This window comes from Paenibacillus sp. S-38 (genome assembly GCF_049942825.1).
Classification (GTDB): Bacteria; Bacillota; Bacilli; order Paenibacillales; family NBRC-103111; genus Paenibacillus_G.
The window spans coordinates 412,148-434,437 of record NZ_CP187970.1 but is presented as its reverse complement, the minus strand read 5'-3'; the positions used below and the strand labels follow the sequence as shown (position 1 = coordinate 434,437).

15 protein-coding genes are annotated in these 22,290 nt (G+C 61.1%); 2 read left to right on the top strand and 13 right to left on the bottom strand.

All coding sequences use genetic code 11. The annotated features are described in order from the left end of the window. Positions 1 to 41: 41 nt before the first annotated feature. The 6 genes from ACP26L_RS02110 to ACP26L_RS02085 all read right to left on the bottom strand — a co-directional run bounded on the left by ACP26L_RS02110 (position 42) and on the right by ACP26L_RS02085 (position 9,743). A complete protein-coding gene (locus ACP26L_RS02110) occupies positions 42 to 854 on the bottom strand; it encodes a putative protein N(5)-glutamine methyltransferase (RefSeq protein WP_426450837.1) in 813 nt (270 codons plus the stop codon). A gap of 188 nt (positions 855 to 1,042) precedes the next feature. After that, a complete protein-coding gene (locus ACP26L_RS02105; protein WP_426450836.1) occupies positions 1,043 to 7,486 on the bottom strand; it encodes an Ig-like domain repeat protein in 6,444 nt (2,147 codons plus the stop codon). A gap of 71 nt (positions 7,487 to 7,557) precedes the next feature. Beyond that, the gene (locus tag ACP26L_RS02100; RefSeq protein WP_426450834.1) at positions 7,558 to 8,079 is read right to left on the bottom strand and encodes a phage tail protein; all 522 of its coding nucleotides are present in this window, start codon (positions 8,077 to 8,079) and stop codon (positions 7,558 to 7,560) included. A gap of 33 nt (positions 8,080 to 8,112) precedes the next feature. Then, positions 8,113 to 8,613, bottom strand: a complete 501-nt coding sequence (locus ACP26L_RS02095; protein WP_426450832.1) for a phage tail protein — start codon at positions 8,611 to 8,613, stop codon at positions 8,113 to 8,115. Between the two features lie 35 nt (positions 8,614 to 8,648). Beyond that, complete coding sequence (locus ACP26L_RS02090; protein WP_426450830.1) at positions 8,649 to 9,173, bottom strand: phage tail protein; 525 nt, start codon at positions 9,171 to 9,173, stop codon at positions 8,649 to 8,651. Positions 9,174 to 9,269: 96 nt separating this feature from the next. Then, positions 9,270 to 9,743 carry a GNAT family N-acetyltransferase gene (locus ACP26L_RS02085; RefSeq protein WP_426454786.1) on the bottom strand — a complete coding sequence of 158 codons (474 nt, stop codon included), beginning with the start codon at positions 9,741 to 9,743 and terminating at the stop codon, positions 9,270 to 9,272. Between the two features lie 214 nt (positions 9,744 to 9,957). Between ACP26L_RS02085 and ACP26L_RS02080 the strand changes: the two genes are divergently transcribed. Next, entirely contained in the window at positions 9,958 to 11,616 is a 1,659-nt protein-coding gene (locus ACP26L_RS02080) for a PhoX family protein (protein ID WP_426450829.1), read from the top strand. 333 nt (positions 11,617 to 11,949) lie between these two features. On the opposite strand, the gene ACP26L_RS02075 is transcribed toward ACP26L_RS02080, so the two are convergent. After that, the gene (locus tag ACP26L_RS02075; protein WP_426450827.1) at positions 11,950 to 12,288 is read right to left on the bottom strand and encodes a winged helix-turn-helix transcriptional regulator; all 339 of its coding nucleotides are present in this window, start codon (positions 12,286 to 12,288) and stop codon (positions 11,950 to 11,952) included. Positions 12,289 to 12,460: 172 nt separating this feature from the next. Here ACP26L_RS02075 and ACP26L_RS02070 point away from each other — a divergent pair, with 172 nt between their 5' ends. After that, positions 12,461 to 13,639, top strand: coding sequence for an MFS transporter (locus ACP26L_RS02070; protein WP_426450826.1), 1,179 nt, complete (start codon positions 12,461 to 12,463; stop codon positions 13,637 to 13,639). 66 nt (positions 13,640 to 13,705) lie between these two features. On the opposite strand, the gene ACP26L_RS02065 is transcribed toward ACP26L_RS02070, so the two are convergent. From ACP26L_RS02065 to ACP26L_RS02040, 6 genes are all read right to left on the bottom strand, one after another. Further along, entirely contained in the window at positions 13,706 to 14,665 is a 960-nt protein-coding gene (locus ACP26L_RS02065) for an EamA family transporter (protein WP_426450824.1), read from the bottom strand. Positions 14,666 to 14,777: 112 nt separating this feature from the next. Beyond that, the gene (locus ACP26L_RS02060; RefSeq protein ID WP_426450823.1) at positions 14,778 to 16,388 is read right to left on the bottom strand and encodes a response regulator transcription factor; all 1,611 of its coding nucleotides are present in this window, start codon (positions 16,386 to 16,388) and stop codon (positions 14,778 to 14,780) included. A gap of 4 nt (positions 16,389 to 16,392) precedes the next feature. Then, on the bottom strand, positions 16,393 to 18,183 hold the full coding sequence (locus ACP26L_RS02055; RefSeq protein WP_426450821.1) for a histidine kinase: 1,791 nt from the start codon (positions 18,181 to 18,183) through the stop codon (positions 16,393 to 16,395). Between the two features lie 459 nt (positions 18,184 to 18,642). Beyond that, positions 18,643 to 19,260, bottom strand: a complete 618-nt coding sequence (locus ACP26L_RS02050; protein WP_426450820.1) for a nitroreductase family protein — start codon at positions 19,258 to 19,260, stop codon at positions 18,643 to 18,645. Positions 19,261 to 19,466: 206 nt separating this feature from the next. After that, a complete protein-coding gene (locus ACP26L_RS02045; RefSeq protein ID WP_426450819.1) occupies positions 19,467 to 20,912 on the bottom strand; it encodes an ATP-binding protein in 1,446 nt (481 codons plus the stop codon). Positions 20,913 to 20,988: 76 nt separating this feature from the next. Beyond that, positions 20,989 to 22,281 (bottom strand): hypothetical protein, encoded by a 1,293-nt coding sequence (locus ACP26L_RS02040; RefSeq protein WP_426450818.1) that lies wholly within the window; start codon positions 22,279 to 22,281, stop codon positions 20,989 to 20,991. Between the last annotated feature and the right edge of the window lie 9 nt (positions 22,282 to 22,290).

Here is a 22,290-nt window from a genome sequence, read left to right as displayed (position 1 = left end):
CGCCCTCTGTTCTATCACCGGCGTTTATTCTGTTAAGACTGTCATCCCACTTGGCCTGCACATTCGGTTCGCCTCCCGATGATTACGTTAGCGTCATGCTCTTCGGAATGAACCCATTGGGGAAGCAACCCAGATCGGGCAAGGAGCTCGGCAGTCCAGGGCGCCTGCATCCTACTGGTTTCGATCAGCAGACAACCCCCAACGGCCAGCCACCGGGAAGCCCCGGCCGCGATTCTTCGTTGGACACCCAGCCCATCAGGCCCTCCGTCCAGCGCAATCCTTGCCTCATGCATGCGGGCCTCCGGCGGCATAAGCCGGATGGACTCGGTAGGCACATAGGGCGCATTGGCTATAAGAACATTGACCCTTCCGCACAGCTCATCCGGCAGCGGATCATAGAGATCCCCCTCATATACGAGGCCATCGGCCAAACGAATATTCCGACGGGCGCACCGTACGGCAGCCGGATCGATATCCACGGCGTGCAGTTCAATACGCCCCCTCATTGCAGCCAAGGCTGCGCCAACAGCTCCCGAACCGCAGCACAGGTCAACGACTATGTCTCCCGGCTGCATGAGTGCCGCGGCCTGCCGAACAAGAAACTCCGTCCTGTACCGGGGAATGAACACACCGGGATCGAGCTCGATCCGCAGGCCGGAGAATTCCACCCATCCGACAATGTGTTCGAGCGGAACCCCCGCCGCTCTCCGGTCTACCCGCTCAGCCAGTTCGGCAGTGCTCCGCGAAGCGGAGAGGAGCAGCCGGGCTTCTTCTTCGGCAAACACACAACCGGCTGCACGAAGCTTCCTTACGACCGTTTCCCAGATGGCATTTTCTTCATCACAAGTATCCACATATCCTCCTATTTGGCCTGGGATATTGTCTCCATACCCCAGTCTACAAGGGATCGCCGGTTTCCCATATGCAGAAATCTTTTATACCTAAACTATCCTCCCCTTCCCCGGTACAAAAGAAAGAGGCTGCACCCCCTACCTTCGGACGGTGCAGCCTCTTTCTCATTTCCTGGTACGTTCTTCCCGCTTCAGCTTCCGGACAAGCCGGTCAGCTGCAGCAGCTTGGAGATCAACGTGACCGTCTCGGCACGGTTCGTCAGGCCCTGCGGCTTGAACGTTCCGTCTTCATAGCCGGACAGCAGTCCCAAGACCTGCGCCTTGGCAATCGCTTCGCGCGCATAGCCGCTCACCGCTCCGCTGTCGGTGAAGGCCGCCGATGAACCGGCCCCCGCGCCTGCGGCTTGAGCTTCCGCCTGCACATAGCCGAGGACCCGGGTCAGCAGCACCGCGGCCTCTTCGCGGGTAATCCGCTGGCTGCCGCGGAACGAGCCGTCTTCGTAGCCGGAGATCAGTCCCCGCTCGGACATCGAAGCAATAAACCCGGCATCCCATGCCGCAGGATCGACATCCGTGTATTGCACGGAGGCCGCCGCATCCGGCACCCAACCGAGTGCACGGGCCAGGACCGCTGCGAATTCGGAACGGCTTACCGGAACCTCAGGCCGGAAGCTTCCGTCCGGATAACCATCCACGACGAGCCGGCCGCTTAGCCGCTCAATCGCATCCTGGGCCCATGTTCCCGCGGTATCCGTAAAGCCGGTGGAATGTGTGATCACACCGAAGGTTCCGTTATGATCAGCTTTCAGTACAAGAACCGTGGAACCCTTCACCTCCGCCTTTTCAAACGGAACCGGGTACACCGTGCCTTCCCCGCTGATGCTGATACCGGCAGCCTGATTGGCATTGGCCGAAGGCCGGAGCCCGAAAGCTTTGGTCAGGTAGACGCCCTTGTACTGATCGTAAGGATAGGTCCGTCCGCCGGCTTCCACCACGATGGAGAAGTCATACAGGCGGGCGGATGCCGCATCCACGCCTGCCGGCGCCGGCTTGGCCGTAATCGCAATCAAGATGCGGGCCTGCCCGGCGTCCGCGGCACTGATTCCCAGTGCTCTGGCCAGCGCCTCCGGTGTGAAGAGCCGCACCGGCAGATCGAACGAGGCCCCGTCTGCGGCAACACCCACACTGCTGGCCCCATGGCCTGTTCCGATCAGTGACATGATGCCGCTGGAGATCTCGATCTGTGCACGCTGCACTCCCTCCGGCACAGTGATGAGGAAGACCTTCGGTCCTTTCTTGCCGTCGAGCTTATCCTTGACGGCTCCCTCGCTCAGGCTGACTACCGTGGTCGAGCCATTATGGCTCACGGTACCCGCGAGCGGCACGAATTCGGTGCCGCCCGGCCGAACTGGAATCAGCCACGGTGTGTCATCTGCTGCCGGCACTTCCGGTTTCGGTGCAGGGTCAGGGAGCTCGCCGCCCCCCGTACCGCCGCCACTGCTGCCCGTGCCGCCGTCGTTATCGCTTCCGCCGCCATTGTCCGAACCGCCGCCATTCCCACCGCTCGAACTCGAGTGTTGACGGGTGACCTTCAGGATGTACTCCTTCTTGGAGCCGTCCGGGGCGGTAACGGTAATGTCGAAGGTATTCAGCCCTTCGGAGAGATCGGCTTTCACCGATGCCGCTCCCTTTACGGCTGTAGCGCCGTTGATCGATACCTTGGCATCCGCGTCCTCTGCCTCCGCTCGGATATCGATGGTGCTGACACCGCTGCCCACGATCGCTTCGTAGGTGTCGGTTTTGCCCGGCTCAAGAACGGCCTTACCCTCGGACAGTGTCAACGACTTTAGGATAGTGCTCGTCACCGTTACGCTGGCAACCGCCTGCTCACTGCCATATTGGGCGGTAATGTCGGCCTTTCCGAAGCCGACCGCCGTTACCTTGCCCGCAGTATCCACTTTAGCAACCGATGAATTGGTGCTGAAGAAGATAGATTGGGCGGTCACGTCACGGAGTACGCCTGGTCCGTAGACGGCTGTCACCACCGTCGCATGACTTTCACCGAGACGAAGAGTGTAGATGTAACTGTCGAGCTGAAGTCCCGGATCCCTTACCATTACTTTTATCGGGGAGGAGACACTGCCCTTATACAGCGGATTGCCATCCGCATATACGGCCTTGATCTCCGAGCTTCCCAGCGGCAAAGTAATATCCTTAAGAAGAGCATTCCCCCCAGCGTCCAGCGGAGCTTCGCCCAGAAGCTGGCCGTCCCGCAGGAAGCTGACCGTCCCGCTTGGCTTGCCCATTCCTGGAGCAATGACAAGCACTTTGGCACTCAAATTGACGCTCTCTCCATAAACCGCGTCACTCACCGAAGGCAATACCGCCGTCGAGGTTGCGGCCCGGTCTATGGTCAGGGTAAAGGCTGATACGCTTTTCGCATGGAGACCATCACCGGCATAGGATGCGGTGAGGTTATAAGTACCCGGCACAAACTCTGTCAGTCCAATTACGGCTAAACCGTCTGCCTCAAGGACTCCGTGGCCCAGCTCTGTAGCACCGCTAAGGAGCACAACCTCTCCTGTCGGCGTTGTACCTGTGGACTTCACTTTGACCGTCAGCTTTACCTTCTCGCCATAGACAAACCCGGTAACCGTTCCCTCCAGCGAGGTAGTGGTCGGCCGTAGATCGGCAGTGACCTTCACTTCAGATGAAACACTCCCTTCAAAGGAAGCATCCCCGCTGTACTCGGCGGTGTAGTTGTGCTCGCCTTTTGTCAGCTTAGGTATGGGCCACTTAGCGATGCCGGTGTCATCTATATTGACCTTACGGATCACGTCGGCCCCTTCCTTGAAGGTCACGGTTCCGCCCGGCTGCCCTTTCCCAGGGTCCGTTACCGAGACCGCTGCGGTCAGGATGACCGTCTCGTCGACGGCTGTCCTTTCTGGATCGCTTGTCAATTTGGTAGAGGTCGCCGCTTGGGCAACTGTAAAGGCCGAAAGAGCTGTAGAGATGCTGGAGGTGTACCGTTCATCGCCCGCATACTCGGCGGTCAACGAAGCGTACGAGCCGACCGGGAAGCCGGGCTCAACAGTCCAGACCGCTATCCCTTTCGCATCCAGCAGGGCAGTGCCAAGCACTTCAGCACCGTTTTTGAAGGTAACCATGCCGCTTGGTACACCACTGCCGGGTGCATTCACCTTAACTTTAGCTGTAAGTTTGACTGGCTCGCCATAGACGCTTGAGGAAACGCTAGAGCCAATCTCCGCAGTCGTGTCCGCCTGCCCTACCTGCAAGTTGGCTGAACCCGAGCTACCAGTATGACTGGCGCTGCCCTCAAATACTGCGGTAATCGTATGAGCACCGACACTAAGACCCGATGTATTCCAAGAGGCCGCTCCGCTTCCATCCAATTCGGCTGTTGCGAGAACTTCCATCCCCTCCATGAACGTAACGCTTCCCGCAGGAGCTCCGCCACCCGGTGCAGTCACGGTAACCTGGGCTGTCCAAGTGACAGACTCACCATATACGCTGGCTGCAACGGATCCAGTGAGGTTCAGCATTGTTGACGCTGGGTCCACGGTCAAAGGGTTGGCCGGGGCCGAAGTGCTCCCATTGAAGTTCGCATCACCTGTATAGACGGCTGTAAATTCATGCGTTCCGATTTCCAGCGGCGATGGAAGAGTAAAGACCGCTTGACCGCTTCCACCCACGGCCGCTGTTCCGAGCGCCGTACCGCCTTCCATGAACTGAACCGTACCCGACAGCGTACCGGCACCCGGTGTCTGCACAGCCACCTGTGCTGTCAGGATAACCGGCTCGCCGTATACTGCGGATGAGGCCGGCGCCGCATTCAACGTCACAGCCGTATCGGCACGCTCCACCGTATAGTCGAGCCCTGCAGAGACACTGCTGGCAAATGAAGTTGAGCCGCTATAGACCGCCGTAATACGGTGCGTCCCGGCGGTCAGCTTGTTCACAGGCAGCGAGGCCGTCCCCGTTCCATCCAGCGCCGCCGTACCTAGCTCGGTGTTCCCTTCCTTGAACGTCACAGTCCCGGCCGGCGTACCGCTTGCCGGAGCCACTGCTGTAACAGCGGCCGTGAACGTAACCGGCTGGCCGTAAACGCCTGACGGAGCGGATGCGATCACTTCTGTCTGTGTCGATCCGAAAAGAACCGTCTGCTCCACAACTGGCGATACGCTGCCCAGATAATTAGCCGATCCGCTGTACTCCGCTGTGATGCGGTGGATGCCCACCGCCAGTACTCCCGACGAGATGCCTGCAGTTCCAGTGGCATCCAGATCTGCGGTGCCAAGCTCGTTGGTGCCATCCTTGAACGTAACCTTGCCGGTCAGCGTACCTGTTTCCTGCCCCACCACTGATACGGTGGCCGTCCAAGTTACACTCTCCCCATAGACGCTCGGCGTCTTCGAGGAAGTCAGACTAGTCGTCGTCGCTGCCTTCGACTCGATGATCGTGCTGTCCTCTGCGGTATTATTGGACGGGTTAACATCGCCTCCGCCGGAGACGACAGCCCGGTTCGTTACCGTCGATGCCGCTTCCTCCTGAACACTCACGGTTAGCACGATCGGGTCATAGCTGTCCCCCGGTCCTAAAACTTGTGCCGATGAACACTGTGTCGGTTCTTGTCCAGTAACACAGGACCAACTGGCAGCTTGTACATTAACGAATGTTAATCCCGCCGGAAGCCAATCTTCTACCGTAACCACGCCGCTTGTCGGTGCCGAGCCTACGTTCGTGACCGTAATCGTATACGTTCCGGTCTGGCTCTTACGGAAATTCCCCGTATGTGTCTTCGTGATCGCAAGATCCGGCTGGGCCGTGACGGTGACTTGGAACGAATCCGTCATAGACCGGACAGCGCCGCCGACTTGGTGACTAACGGTCACCGTAATCGTCGCCGTACCGCTTTGTCCGGCTGCCGGCTTGACTGTAAGCGTCCGTGTGCCACCGCTGCCAGAAACGGCGAGGTTCTCTCCCGCGTTAGGGATCAGCTGTGGATCGCTCGAGACCGCGGTCACCGTATCCACGCCAAGATCCGCATCTCCGATATGGAACGGAATCTGCAGCGTCCCGCCCGTACCCATCGCAGCATCCTGCAAGTCCTCGACGCTCGGGTGCGCTTCGAACGCACCGATATCGACGGCTGCCGCCGTGTCAGCATCAGCCGCATCCGCCGTACGGGCAAATGCCGTGCCCCGCTGGTCTGCCGCTCCCGGCGCCTGGGCGGCTGTACCCGCATCGAGCGCCGGACTGCCAGCGAGCAGCGCATGCGTCTTGGTCGACCCGCCGTTGTCGGCAAGCGCACCGAGCCGCAGATCGCTGACGCCGGTTTGGTTGCCGGCCGCCCCGTTGACGAGCCCGCCGGATCCGCCGGTACCGATCAGGTTATAGCTGCTGCCCCCTGCGGCTGTGCCGAAAATATCGCTGGCCGCCTGGGAACCGAGCTTGTTGCCTGCGACAATGGTATTGTGGATCAGCGGAGAAGCCGTGCCGGCCTGGACCCCGATCCCTCCACCGCTGCCGGAAGCATTATTGTCCGAATCCGCCGTATTTCCGTAGATCGTTGCATTGCGGACAAGGTAGGCGCCTTCCACCGCGTAAGCCAGCTGCAGACCGCCGCCCCCCTTCACTGCCGTATTTCCGCTGACCGTAGAATTATCCAGATTCAGTTTAGATATGGCATAGACACCTCCGCCGAGACCGTCAAGACTGCTTCCGGCCGTTCCCGTCGCGGAGTTCCCCGCAATGGTGCTGGAGGAGACCGTTCGCTGGGCGTCTCCCATAAGGAAAAGGCCGCCCCCACTCCCCCCCGTTGCTGTATTGTTCTCAACGGTCGTGTCCGTCATGATGAAAGGCGTTACGCCCTCCACAAAAATCCCGCCCCCGCGGTTATAGGAGTTGTTGCCGGTGATTCGGCTTTTGTCGACGAGGAGCTTCCCCGCCGGATTGCCGCCAGACAGATACAAACCGGCACCGTTCCCGTTGACTGACGTATTGCCGCTTACGATAGAGTTATAGATCCGAATCGTTCCGCTGCCTGAATCGGCAGCAATGCCGGCGCCATACTCGTCTGTCCCCCGGCCGTACCGGACGGTCAGCGCCTGAATCGTTACGTTCACGTTCAAGTCGAGATTTGGGTTGATATCGATCACTCGGTCAATGCCCGCACCACTGCTCGCGCCCGCCTGGATCACCGTCGCTGCAGGATCACCCTCTGCATTGCCACCCGCACCTACAAGCACGAGATCCCCCAGGATATCCAGATCCCCTGTGGCCGCCCCATTCTCGTCTGTTCCGTTCCTGGTGAGCGTATACACGCCCGGAGGCACGTTGACCGTATCAGCGCCGGGGAGTGCATTCGACTCCATAATCGCCGCACGGAGCGTGCATTTCCCGGACGCACCGGATGCATCGGCGCACACCCCGTCGCCTGGTGCAGCGTCAGCGGTATCAGCGGTATGATTGACGGTAAAAGTCGCCGCCTGAACGGTACCATCCGGTACAAGCAGGATAACCAGCACCGTCCATAAACAAAATAAACTCCACCGCATCAGACGAAAGGCCGCCGAAGCGGCCGATGCGGCATCCGGAGCAAGTGTCCGATTCAACATGTGACCTCCCTGGTCCTCCCGGTCACCCTTCGATCCGGCACCGGGATCTCAACTATTGGCTCAACGGATTAATTACGCTGCGGGAATATGCCCTGCAGAGCGATAATGTAATTCACCGCAAGGTAAGGCTGCCGGTTGTTGTGCGGCTGGTTGCCTCCCGTAATGCCCAGCGCCTGCGGGCTCATTGGCGTGTCCGGCGCAGCAGCGGCATAAGCGGCAGGCCCCTGCCGTCCCCCCGTCTTCGACCAGACCGCCCCTTCCGGGCTGGACTGCGTGGATGAGGAATGGGCTGCTGCCAAGTGCGTGTGATAAGGCATCTGCGAATTCAGCAGCGTAACCGCCGCACTGCCTCCCGCCTCTCCCTGCGTCCGGTTCGTTAACCCGGGTCCTTGACCGAAGCCGATAGGCGCCCGGCCCATAAGGTTCGGCAGGGCGAAGGTGGTCTTGCCGTCCCCCCCATACATTGTGCCGAGAAGGGAAAATAAAGCGGTGTTCTGAATGATCGGCATCAGCTGCCCGTTACAGAAAGCCCAGTTCTTCGGCGGAAAATTCCCTGCAAATATCCGGATTTCACCAACAAACGGTTCCAAGTCGGCATCCACTCCTTTCTCTCGGTAAATGGGTTACTCTCTGGATGGATATATCCCTTCGACGCAAATGCAAAATTGAACTACACCGTAGGGCTGCATATTGTTGTGAGGCTGCGAGCTTCCTGCGGAAGACAGTGCGGCGGAACCCATAACCGTGTTCGCAGCCGCCGTATCATAGCCTGCCGCCGTCTGCTTCGCCCAGACGGCACCTGCCGGCTGATTCGTCGAAGCTTCGGAGGAACTCCCCATGATTTGATGCGTATGAGAGGGGATTTCGTTCACGGTCAGCGTATGGGACTCCTCGCCCGCGATCATGCCCAGTGTGATCCCTGTGCCCGGGTGGACGGGCACCCGGCCCCGAAGATCAGGCAGCGCAAAGTTGGTCTGTCCGTTCCCGCCGTAATTGGTGCCAAGGATGGAGAACAAGGCCTGGTTCAGATTAATCGCCAACAGCTGACCGTTGCACGGCATCCATCCCCTGGGGGCGTAACCGAAAGAGAATGCCCTGATCTCGCCTATAAAATCTTCGCTCATTACCGCATGCTCCTTTGCCAAAAAACTTCAATGCACTAATTCTGAGACGGATAAATCCCCTCAAGAGATATGATAAAATTGACCGCGAGATACGGCATCATGTTGTCATGCGGCTGATTCCCGCCTGCCGGGGATACCGCTGCCGGATGCATGGTTCCGCTGGGTGTACCGCCGGGTACCGCATAAGGATTGACTGCGGAGGCCGCCCACAGACCGCCTGCAGGACTGCCGGTCGTACCCGGCTCCTTCTGTGCCCGCACCGGGTGGGTATGCGATGGAATGTTCCCCTGAGTCAGCGTCACGGTCTCCACACCGCCCATCTGCCCGAGAGCAAAGCTGCTCTGCGTTATGGGATTCTTACCCTGGTGGACGGGAGCTCTGCCTCGCAGGTCCGGCAGGGCGAACGTCGTCTGTCCGTCGCCTCCGTATGTGGTGCCGATCAATGTGAATAGGGCATCATTCTCCGAAATCGGCAGCAGCTGACCATGACATAAGGCCCAGCCGACCGGAGCAAAATTGCCGCCGAACATGCGGATCTCGCCAATATAAGGTTCTGACATGGAATCACATCCTGATCTGATTTTTCCTCGCAATCGCATGATTGCGTTTACAGCAGAGTTCTACAGAAGTTGAAGGTCCTGCAGCTCATCTCGGGGTCACTTAACGACATGGCCCATGTAAGGTTTCCACCGCATCTGCCGGTAGACGGAGGGCTGCCCCACCGTCTCGAACCCGAGCCGCTCATACAGCCGGCCAGCGGGACTGCCCTCCACCACGCTCAGAAGGATGCTCCGGCCCGCGGCCCCCGCTTCCATCTGAAGCTCCCGCAGAAGCTGAGTTCCGATTCCCCTGCCGCGCCAAGCCGGCAGCAGCGAGAGATCGACGAGCCTAAGATCGTCCCCGCTACGGTCAATCCGGACCTGGCCTACGCGCTGCTCCTCATGAACGATGATCCAATGGTCCGACTCCGGATACTGCGACCGGTAAGACTGCTGCTGAAGCCGGTACTGCATGCCGAGGAACGCCTCCCGTTCCTGCGGTCTCCAGCCCCAGGCATCCAGCTCCTCCTGCCGTGAAGCCCCGTACAGCGAATACAGCAGGGCCTCATCCTCCGGACAAACCGGGCACATCTTCAATGGCAAGCCCCTCCTTTTATTACGTCAGCCGCCTTCATCCAACCTGCTGTACCTATTGAAGCTGAAGAAATTTATCATATGAGTCCTAGTTGCCATTGTATATTTATGCTAATCTATTATATATGAAAGCAGTCCGATCCTACTATATATTTTTCTCCATCTTCCACGATACGACATAGAATAACATTAATCGACATCCGGAGGGCATATGAGTACCAATAAACCTATTACCAGGCGTCATTTCCTTGCTTACCTGGGCACCGGAGCAGCCACACTAGTCACGGCAGCCTCAGGTCTCGAATCTCTTCTGGGTGGAAGCGGTACGGCCAAGGCGGCCTCTGTCCTTTTCGACCAGGAAACACCGGTCGTTACCTCCGGTTCTCTCGCAGGGAAGCCCGTTTCCACCGACGAACTGACCCTTCCCCAAGGCTTCCGGTATGACGTCATTGCGGCTTACGGGGACATCATCAATGCAAAGGGCGATACCTTCGGTTATGACAGCGCCTCCGCCGTATTCCTGCCGGAGAACGGTTCACGCGTAAAAGGTCTTCTGTACGTCGACCATGAGACCTCCAGCCCGCAGTGGGCCCACGGCAGCCGCAGTGAAGGTGCATACACGGCAGGGCAGATCCACAGCTGCCTGTACAACCAGGGAGCGTCCGTTCTGGAAGTATACCGTGGCATGGACGGGCAGTGGCGGATGGATCCCGCTTCCCCTGCGGCAAGACGCATCACCGGTCTCGACCCGTTCGAGCTGACCGGGCCGGCCCGCGGAGCGGCTGCCGTCCACGGAGCGGTCCAAGTACAGGGGACGCTCGGCAACCGGACCGGCGCCGTCACCTTATGGGGAACGGTGCTGACCTCCGAAGGCAGCTGGGACGACACCTGCCACGATGCGGGGCTGGACCCGAGCCATTACGGCTGGGCGGCGGAGATAGATCCGGCAGATCCTTCCTTCAAGCTGCGCAAGCATACCGCGCTCGGCCGCTTCCGCCACTCCGGCGCACCAATGAAGCTCACCCGGGACGGACGCGCTGCCGTCTATATGGGAGATACAGCCGAAGAGTCGCCGCTGTTCAAGTACATAAGCCGCGGCCGGTTCGACGAGGGACGCGGCACGGCCAATTCGGAGCTTCTGACCGAAGGCACCCTCTACGCGGCGGACCTGGAGAACGGGCGGTGGATCGAGCTGTCGGTCGACGCGGTGAAGGAAGTGCTGCGTTCTCCGGGCCTGGATCTGCCGCATGCGGTCAAGTATACGCAGGAACAGCTGCAAGCTCTGTTCCGGGAGCAGGCCGACGTGCTGGTCCATGCGGCCGAGGCGGCCCTCCTGCTGGGGGCGACACCGCTTGGACGCCAGGGCGATGCGGCGCTCCATCCGCAGGACGGAAGCCTGTACGTTTCGCTCGTGGATACGAGCGTACACGGCCAGATTCTGCGCATCGTGGAAGAGGAGGGGGATGCGGGAGCTCTCGCGTTCGACTTCGAGATCTCGGCCACCGGCGGTCCGCAGAGCGGGTTCACTTCACCCGGGCATCTTGCCTTCGACCGCAGCGGCCGGCTCTGGATCGCTGCGGATGTGGCGCCGTACCGCCTGCTCCGCTCCGCCTACCGCCGGTACGGCAGCAACGGCCTGTATGTGCTTGATCTGAAGGCACCGGCCGGCAGCGGGGTCACCCCGTTCGCCTCCGCTCCCGTCGGGGCGGCCTTTGCCTCCCCGGCGTTCACGCCGGGAGAGCAGACGCTGTTCCTGTCGGTGCAGCACCCGGGCGAAGCGTCAGGCGCCGGAACGCCGCAGGTCAGCTCCTGGCAGCATCCGTCTGGAAGCTCGGCTCCGCGTTCCGCGCTGGTGGCCGTTCGGGGATAGCCGCACCGGCAGAGAAGACTGCCCGTGTGGTCCCGTCTTCCGAAGGCATCCCGTTCTTGGACAGGGAGCAATCCGTTAGGTTGCGAGCAGGATACAGCGCAATCTGTTTGGGGCAAGCAATAGTCAGGATACCCGCACAGCCCGGGCCCCTGCTCATCCAAGCACCGGCTTATGCCCCGCCGCCTGCGCCTCTTGCCAAGGCTGCCAAACGAAAGAGGAACCGGAATATTCGCTTTATATTTCAAAGGCGAAATTCCGGTTCCTTACAGGAATGTAAGCTATGATGTTGCATACTCGGGATGAAGCCGTTCCTTCGGGAGCGGCTTTTGCCTGTTACGCCTGGCCGTCGCGGATCCGCCACTTCAGGGCCCAACGGTCCATTTCCTTCAGCACCCCATGGAAGTCCTGCCCCTTCTCGGTCAGGGAATACTCGACCGTGACGGGCACGGTGGGATACACCTCACGCCGGACGATGCCGGTCTGCTCCAGATGGCGCAGCGTATCGGTCAGAGACTGGGTCTTGACCACCGCAACACTGCGCTGCAGCTGCTTGAACCGCTGCGGTCCTTTCTGCAGTTCATCAATTACGAGGAACGCCCATTTGGCACCGAGAATTTGCAGGACGTCGCAGATGTTCGAGTTCTTCTGTACCTCAGGACAAGGCTGCTCCATACCTTCACCCGCTTACTAAAGTATAGTTAGTCAAAATAACAGGACAATGTCCAAAACCTTTGCCTTCTTACCACGATATAGCAGCCGTATTATACTGTCAATCAAACGAGATCGATCGGACTCCAGCCGGCCCGCCGTGCCGAAAAGTCCGTAACCGAAAGGATGATGGTTTATGAATCGACTGCCTATTCTGCTGCTTGCCCTTGGCGCTTTCCTCGTGGGGACGGCCGAGCTTGTCGTAGGAGGCGTCCTGCACGCCATGGCCGATGACCTCGGCATCTCCATCGCACTCGCCGGCCAGTTCATTACAGCTTATTCCCTCTCTTTTGCCCTCGGAACCCCCATTCTCATCGCCGTGACCTCCCGTCTCGGCCGCAAATCCCTGCTCCTTGGCTCGCTCGCCATTTTCATCGCCGGATCCCTCCTCTCCTGGGCCAGTACGGGCTATGCCGTCATGCTCGTCTCCCGGATCATCCTGGGCTTGAGCGCAGGCGTCTATACGGTCGTCGCGGTCTCCTCGGTCACGAAACTCGTGCCCCCGGAGCGGATGGGCAGCGCCATCTCCATGATTGCACTCGGTTTCGGAAGCGCCATGGCCCTCGGCGTGCCCATCGGGATCGCGGTCACCGGGTGGTGGAGCTGGCAGGCCATCTTCGCCGGTCTGGCCGCTGTCAGTCTCGCCGTCACGCTGCTGCTCCTGCAGCTTCTCCCCCAGATCGAAGGCGATGCGCCAGTCACGTTCCGCCAGCGGTTCTCGGTGCTCGGCCAACCTGTCATTCTGAGCGGCCTGCTCGTCTCCCTGCTGCAGAACGGCAGCAATTCGGTGCTGCTGACGTACCTCACTCCTTACCTGCAGGAGGTACTTCACCTGAACGCTTCCCTGCTTGGCGCCATCATGCTGACGCTCGGGCTGGTGGGCATGCTCGGGTCGCGGCTGGGCGGCATCGGGGTTGACCGGTGGGGCAGCGTGTTCATGCTCATCTCCACCATCGCCCTCGCAGCGGTCACGCTCGGGCTGCTTCCCTTGGTCACCGCCTCGCTGACCGCCGGCCTCATCCTCGTCGTGATCTGGTTCAGCTCCCTCTTTATGAGTGCGCCGGCCCTTCAGACCTACTTCATCCAGCAGGCGCCCCAATCCAGCAATCTCGTGCTCAGCCTCAATCTGTCCGTGATTCACCTGGGACTCGCGGCAGGCGCCGGCGCAGGCGGGGCCGCTGTGAGCTGGACCTCCACCGTCCACTACAACCCTTGGATCGGCAGTGTGGCGGCCCTGCTCAGCCTGATCGCTGCCTTCGTTTCGTTCTCCCTGCGCAAAAGCGGGGCCCTCGCCCGGGCCGCAGCCCGGTCGTGATGCCCATAACGCAACCGAAATAGAAGCAGCAATCCCCCTGCCCCAAATAGCAAACAGCCTCTGCCGTCATGGCAGAGGCCGGACTTCCTCCCCCTTCCGCTCCCCCGAGTCTGCCGGGTCTTCGGCAGCCTCCTCCTTACGGCGGGACGGCAGGGTCAGGACAACAACAGTAAGAATAATGCACAGGCTCCCCAGCAGCTGCACCGCATCCATGGGGATGTGAAGGAACAGCATACCGACCAGCACGGAGGTCAGCGGCTCGGCGCTGCTCAGGATGCTTGCCTTGGCGGCCGTCACATAGCGGAGGCTCTCGAGGAACAGGAAGAAGGGAATGATCGTTCCGATGATGACAATGAACGCGAGCAGCCCGCCCATGTACAGCGAGCTCTGGCTCCAGTCGAAGGTCCATGGGGGATGCAGTACGGCGAGTCCCGCCCCGCCGATCAGCATGCTCCAGCCCACGACGGGCACCGAGCCCCAGGCCGCGACCAGGCGGCCGGGGTAGAGCGTGTAGAACGCCGCAGCGAGCGCCGTCAGGATGCCCCACACGAACGCTTCCACCGACATCGTCAGGGAGCCGAAAGAGCCTCCCGTTGTCATGAGAAAGATCCCGATCAGCGCCAGCGCGAAGGCCGACAGCTCCCGGCCGCCGGGCATCCGGCGCATTTGGACCGACACGTAAGCGATGATGAAGACCGGCCCCAGGTACTGAAGCAGGGTCGCGGTAGCCGCATTGCCCTTGTCAATCGCTTCGAAGAACGTATACTGCACCCCAAGCATGCCGACCAGCCCGAAGACGAGCAGCGAGCGGCGGTCCTTCTTGTGCGTCCACACCGAGAAGGTGCTCTTCGCTCCCTGCAGCAGACCATGCAGCAGTATCATCAGCCCCCCGGCGGACAGCATACGGACGGACACGAGCCAGCCGGGAGACGAACCATAGTGCGAGAAAAACAGCTGCGCCCCGATGCCCGACAACCCCCAGGCAACGGCCGCGGCGAGTACCATCATGACGCCCTTGTTCTTCATGTCTCTTCCCCCTCAGATATCTTAGTAACATAACATGGAGGGGAAGATTTGGACAGGCCCATTTTTACTTATATTGGATGCCCCGGTGCCCGGAACGCGATACGCTTCCGTCCTAGAAACCTTCGCCGATCTTCACCTCGGCGCGCTGCGGCTTTTCTTTGTAAGCGGACGGCGGCATGCCGACGTACTTCTTGAACTTGCTGTGGAAGTAATCCACGTTGGCATAGCCGACGAGCTGGGCGACCTGATGCACCTTGAGCCCCTCACCGAGCAGCTCGATCGCCCGCCGGATGCGCACCTTGTCGAGGTAGGTGTGGAAGCTGTCGCCGGTGTAGTTCTTGAAGAGCTTGCCGAGATAGCCGCTGTTGTATTTGAACAGCTCCGCGAGCGTCTCTAGCTTCAGGTTCTCGCTGTAGTGCCGCTGGATAAAATGCAGCATCTGCTTCAGCACCGGCTCGCTGCTCGTGCTGCCGGCCGTGTCGATCAGCTTGTCGAAAGCGCTCCCCACATAACGGAGCAGGGCTTGATAGCTCGGCTGTTCGTAGATCCCCGTCACGACCGGCATGCTCTCCTGTACCCGAGGCAGCGCTGCGGCGCCGCCCTCGGACAGCTTGCCGAGCACCACCGTGACCAGCTGGGCGAATTGGGTCTTCACCGCCTGCTCGGCCGGATCCTGGCGCAGCATCCAGCGGCCGGCCTCCGTCAGCGCGTCCCGCACCCCTTCCTTGTCCCCGAGGTCCAGGGCAAAGTAGAGCTTCTCGGCGCTCTTCTCCGCAGCGGCAGCCACCTTCTCCGGGGGCTCCGCCGTTGCTGCCAGCAGCTCCTCGAGCTCCGCGCCGAGCCGCGTATGAATCTCCGCGCCGCCCAGCAGGAAGCGCTGCCCGAGCAGCCGGCACGCCCCGGCGTAGGAGGCTGCCAGGCCTTCCGGGCTGCCCGCCGCCGGCCCGGCTGCCGCCGTGAAAGCGAGGCCGAGCGCGCCGAGTCCCTCGCTGAGCTCGTCGTAGAGCCGCTGCCGGACCTTCGGCATGCCCGGGTTCTCGTAGAGCAGCAGGCCGATGTAAGGCTCGGCCGGGAAGACGAACCCGCAGCCGCACGCATCGAACGACTCGGTCAGCCAGCGCTTCGCGGTCCCGTAAGCTTCGGCCGCGGTGTGCGCGGCCGCTCCGGCCTCCGCGCCCGCGCTCGGGTTCACCGCCACGAGCAGAATGCCGCAGGTGCGGCCCTGACCTCCGGTCAATTCCTCCAGCTCCTCGCGTCCCAGTCCTTGCGCGGCCGCGCCGCCGTGAAGCACGGCCCGCAGCAGCTCTTCACGCCGCCTCGAGCGGCTGAGCCGGACCGTCTGCGCCTTGTGCTCCATCTCGGCGGCGATCCGCTCCAGCTCCCGGTGCACTTCCTCCTCGTCCACGGGCTTCAGCATGTACCCGTTCACGCCGCACCCGATGGCCTGCTTCGCGTATTGGAAGTCCGCGTAGCCGCTTAAGACAAGGAACCGGCACGCCGAATCCGTCTTCCGGATTTCCTCGAGCAGCTGCAGCCCGTCCATCCCCGGCATTTTGATATCGACGACCATCAGGTCCGGAGACAGCTCCGCATGCAGCCGCAGTCCCTCCCGGCCGTTCGCCGCGTCGCCCGCCACTTCAAAGCCGTACCGCTCCCAGTCGATGAGCGTGCGAAGCCCCTTGCGGATCGCGAGCTCATCATCGACAATCACAACCTTCTTCATCACATCATCCCCCTACCGGTATCATGAAATGAATGCGGCTGCCCGCATCCGGCCTGCTCGTAATCTGCAATCCGTATCCTTCGCCGTAGGTCAGGCCGAGCCGCTGGTGCACATTGCGCAGCCCGATCCGGTGCTCGCCCTCCCCGTCGCTGTCCTCCAGCGACCGCTCGATGAACGCCATGCGCTCCGGCGGGATGCCGAGGCCGTTGTCGATCACCTCGATCCGCAGGTGGTCATCCTCCAGCTTCGTCCGCACCTCGACGACCCCGCCCTCCTCCCGGCTCTCCAGGCCGTGGATGATCGCATTCTCCACGAGCGGCTGGATCATCAGCGGCGGCAGCGGGATGTCCCGGGCGAGCGGGTCAAGCTCCAGCTTGAAGGTCAGCCGGTCCTCGAAGCGGAACGTCTGGATCTCCAGGTAGCAGCGCACGATCTCCAGCTCCTCGGTCAGCGGAATCCGCCCTCCGCCGATCTCCAGATTCTTACGGAGCAGCTTACCCAGGGAGCGGACGATCGCGGCAAGCTCGGCCTGCCCCTGCATATGGGCTTTCATCCGGATCGACTCCAGCGCGTTGAACAGAAAATGCGGATTGATCTGGCTTGCCATCATCTTCAGCTTAATGTCCCGCTGCTGCAGCTCGAGCTGGCTTTTCTGGTGATTGGACTCGCTCACTTCCTCCATCAGCTCCCGGATGCTCTCCACCATGTAGTTGAACTGGCGCGACAGCATCCCGATCTCATCGTTCCCGTCGATGGTCGAAACCACGTTCAGATTCCCTGTGGACACTTGAACGAGCTGCTCCTTAAGCCGGAACAGGCGGCCTGACAATAGCTTCGAAGAAAAGTAGATGAGCACCATCGCGATCGACAGGCTCGTCAGGATAATAATCAGGCCCATCAGGGAGATCCGGTTGGCTCCGCTGACGATGCTCTCGATCGTAAAAATCGACACGATCTTGAGCCCGTTACCGCTCGCTTCCGGCAGCAGATCCTCGACGAGCACCTTCGACGGCTTCCCGCTGAACACGGCCTCGTAGGTTCCGGTCACCATGTTCAGGAAGTCCGGACCAAGCTGCAGCTCCGCCGCATTGCGCCCGACCCACGCGGGATTCTTCGCGGCGACGACATACCCCCGCTCATCCAGCAGCATCGTATCGAACGGCTCCTGCCGTACCATCGCATTCAGCGAATCGGCGTTGACGTTGATGACCAGGACACCGGAGGTCCGGTACTCATGGAATACCACGCGCCTCACCAGGCTGAGATACTTCTGATTGCCCTTCGTCTCGTCTTCGATATAATTCCAGGAGATCGTATCGTGGTTGTTAGCCATCGCATTGCGGTACCAGAAGGCCCCCATCGTCCTCGTATCCGGCTGGAGAAAATCCCAGTTGTCGATCAGCGTCGGATTGGTCGTGTAGAATCGGATATTGGTGATCTCCTTGTACAGCTTCATATATTCCTTGAATTCGGCGTAATTCCGGTAGGCCTCCACCACCTCATAGGTGGAATCATAGCGGGTATTGACCAGCGTGCTGAGGCGCGGATCGACAAGCAGCTTGTTCGATACCTCGATCGGCATCCGGATGATTTCAAGTGTTCTCTGCTTGATCTTATCCACGTTATTCGAGGTCTGCTGCGTTGCATGGTCAAGCACGGTCTGGCGGAACTCATAGGTCAGAAAACCGCCGACAAGCATCACGGGGATGAAGACGACGAGGATAAAAGCAAGAATGAGCTTATTGCGGATGTTCACGTTGTTGGACCAGCGGATTAGTGCTGCAACCGGATTCATAGAAAGTCACCTCAAGGGCCGGACGATGCCGTCGCATCGGAAGCGGGGAGCCGCCGCCGTTTGTGGTAACGCTTACCGTACCGGATGCGCTGAAATCCTCGGTATGTCCGGTGATGTTATCCTGATTATACCCCAGGGCCGAATCATTCGCCTACAGGCCGATCTATGCATCTTTTCCCCCGAAAATTAGACATGAGACCGAACCGGGGACGGCCCACATCCCGGTTACAAGCTAAACGGCTTCGCCGTCTTTTACGGACGGTGCGCGTTTAGATGTGCGTTGATAAGAAATATAAGATGACGGGATCAAGTCCTGGCGAGATATACATTCTTATATTGTAAGAAAAACCCCTGATCGAGGTTCTTTCGAGGAAGCACATGCTTAACAAAAAACCCCCGGCCCGCCTAAGCGGCGGGATCGGGGGTTCGGTAAGTGAGCCTAGATGGCCACCGTTCGGATTAGAAGCTCTCGTTGATGACGACGTTATCGAGCGGCAGACGCTCGGTCGCACGTGCAGGGTTCGCCGCTTTGCCGATCGGCAGGAGCATTACCGGTACATAGCGCGCCGGAATCTTGAACTCCTCGATCAGTGCTTGCGGGTTGTAGCCGCCCATCGGTACGGTATCGTAGCCTTTGGCACGGGCTGCCAGCATCAACTGCATCGCCGCCAGGGAAGCGTTGCGGATCGCCTCGTCGCGTGCTACGGCCGGATTGTTCTGATACGCGCCGTTGATCTGGCCGACCATCATGTCGCGGATCTCCTGCGTCGCCGACTCATAGACCTTCGGAGCGATAAGGTTCGCTTCCAGGTCGCCGAGCACTACGACAACGACGGAAGCGTCGGATACCTGCTGCTGGTTGAAGGCGATCGGCAGCAGACGGTCCTTGTTCGCCTGCTCCTGAATCACGAGGAAACGCCAGTGCTGCAGGTTCCATGAGGACGGTGCGCTGTGCGCCAGGGACAGAATTTCGTTAAGTTCCGCTTCCGGAATCACCACGTCACGCTCGTATTTGCGTACGGAATGACGGGACAGAATCGCTTCTTCTGCGCTGATCGTTTGGTTTACTTGGCTCATGTGGCTCACTCCCAAATCTTGTTTTTTTCATCATAGCCGAATCACTTACTTTTGTAAAGTATATAATGTTTTGTAAATTTTATTTTACAATTCACACCAGACCCGGTTCGCATACCCATCCTACTTTAGCCCGCACGGACTGTTTTTATTCGGAGCTTCGAATGGAAAAGAAAAAGACCCCTCCCAGGGACGCCTTAAATGGGTGACTATGACGGAATCGAATCCGGCTGCTGCCGGCTTACGGGCAAATACAGCGTGAAGCGGCTTCCCTTCCCCGCCTCGCTCTCTACGCTGAGGTGGCCGCCGAGCCTCTTGGCCAGCTCCAACGAGATGGACAGGCCCAGACCCGTGCCGCCGTACCTCCGGGAGATGGAACCGTCCGCCTGGCGGAACGCTTCGAAGATCAGCGCATGCTTGTCTGTACTGACGCCGATGCCGGTATCGAGAACGGAGAAAGCCACCCAGGGTCCCTCTTCCCCGTCGGGCCCTCCGCGTACGGCGCCGATCTCCAAGGCGACGCCGCCCTCCTCGGTAAACTTGACCGCGTTGGTCATCAGATTCTTGAGGATCTGGTGGACCCGGGCCGCATCCGTCCGGATGATCTCGGGAGCATCCCCGGCAGTGGTGGCGGAGAAGGAGAGTCCCTTTTGGCCTGCAGCCCAGGAGAAGATATGCTCCAGGATCTGGGCGATCTCCCGGACGGAGACCTCCTCATCGTGCAGCTCCAGGTGGCCCGCTTCCATCTTGGAGAGATCCAGGATGTCGTTGATCTGCCGCAGGAGCTCCTCACCGGATGCCCGGATGATTCCGAGATACTGCACCTCCTCCTCCGTGAAGCGCCCCTCATGCCCGTCGGCCGTAAGCTGAGAGAGCGTGATGATGCTGTTCAGCGGCGTCCGCAGCTCATGCGACATCGTCGCCAGAAACTCCGACCTGTAGCGCGAGGCCAACTGCAGGTCGCGTGCCTGCTGCTCGAGCACCGCCTTAGCCCGCTCCAGCTCTCTTTTCTGTTCGACGAGCAGTTCGTTCGTCGCACGAAGCTCAGCGGTCCGCTTCTGGTCGAGGTAGAAGTCCCGCAGAATGAACAGGAACAGGGCGCTGAGCAGCGTCCCCATGGGAAGCGTGTAAGGCATGATCGTGCTCACGTACTCCAAGATGGGGATGGCACCGAACAGCGCCAGGTTCACGGCGTTGAGCACATTGATGACCAGCAGCGATATCACGAAATTCGCTGGATAGCCGACGCTCGCCCGCCGGAACCAGACGGACAGGCCCGCAGCGGCCAGACCGAGCAGCGTCAGGTTGAAGAAGCCGGCCAAGCCCGCGTCATTCCATCCGAGGGTCAGGCGGACCAGACCGATGCCGATGCCCACCAGAAGGGTAAGCGAAGTCCGCCGGAACACAAACATGCTCACGATCACCGGCACCAGGCGCAGATCGAAGAGCATGGTTTCGTTGATCCTCAGACCGAAGAGCATCGTCACCCAGCCGGCGAACACAAGCAGCGCCGCCACCAGAGCATCGCGTACCCTCGCAGACATGGCGGTCCACCAGCCGAAGCGGCCGGCGCTATATTTGTAACCCAGGTTTACGAGATAGGAAAGCGTAACGAGCAGGGAGACATTGACGAAGAATACTTTGGTAAAAGGCATGGGAACCTCCGGGCCGGCGGACGGCTCGGAGCCGTTTTATTGCCGTACTTTTCCATTATACCCGAGGGGGCTCGCTTCAAAAAGCGGGGATTGCGCAGAGGACCGATTGGAGGTTGACATTCGCATAGGAGAGCCCGTAATACCACGGGTTCGGCTGCACGCGGAGCCCGTCCGTGACCGGGCCGCCGATTCCTGGTCCCGGCGGGAGCGGAGCGGGCCGGTACCCGGAGACCTGCAGGCGGCGGATCCACTCCGCCGTCCGTACGCACGGTGCCTCTGGAGTCGGCGCCCCAGCCGGGCCTGCTTCGCCAAGGACCGAGGCCAGCCCCGCCCCGTAACGGGCCTGCAGGGACATGCGCACGCCTGCGGGCAGCAGGCGGTCGCCCAGCCAGCGGAACAGCGCTTCATAGTAAGGCCAGGCGGCCTCGAAGCGGCCGAGCGGCCCGCCTGCCGCGGCGAGATCCGCGTCCGGCACGCTGAGCACGAGCGCACGCGGGCGCAGGCCGTTCACCTCTGCCAGCAGCTCAGCCGATGGCGCGGGGCCGGCCGGATCTGCGCCCGGCAGACGACCGGCCGCATAGGCGAGCAGGGTTCCGCCCCCGGCGGTCAGCTCGGCGGGCCAAGCGGCGGGCAGCACAGCTCCGCGCAGCGGCAGCGCGTGGAAGCGGACCGCCAGACCGCAGGCGGTGCCGGCCCGCTGCAGGGCGCGTTCGCCGGCGAGAAGAGCGGCCGGGTCCGCCTCCGCGGCGTAGACGGCAACCCTGGCGGGGAGCGGACGGCCTGCGGCGTGCAGCAGCTCGAGCACAGTCGCCGCCGTGCAGGCGGTGCCGGGGCCGAGCAGCAGCAGGCGCAGCTCGCCGTCCGGGGGGGCAAGCCGTGCGAGCATCGCTGCGGCCGTGTGGTGCGCCGCCGCCTCGAGGCCGGCCTGCGCGGCATGCGCTGCCGGCGGGGCCGGGCGCCGCGGGACGGCGCCTGCGGCCGGGGCAAGCTGCTGCTGCATGGCGGCGGCCCAGAGCGCGGGCAGCCGTGCACCGTCCGGCAGGGTGCCGAGCCAGCGCTGCAGGCGTACGGCGGCGGCCGCCGGGCTCTGCAGCGCAGAGGCGAGCAGCCAGCGCAGCTCGCCGTAAGCCTCTGCGGGCAGGAGCAGCGGCTCGGCCGCGGGGATGGCAGCGGGCGCCGCTGCAGGGGACAAGGCCGTGAAGACCGTACGGCCGGGCGCCGGGCGCTGCAGAACGGCCGAGGAGCCTGCGGGAGGCGGGAAGGTCGGGGACATGGATTCTTCTCCTTTACTTGGGGGATCGGAGGGGCAGGAGACGAAGGGGATTTTTTTACCGTATGGGGTACGGGGACACGTTAGGTACGGGTACACGCTGGCTGA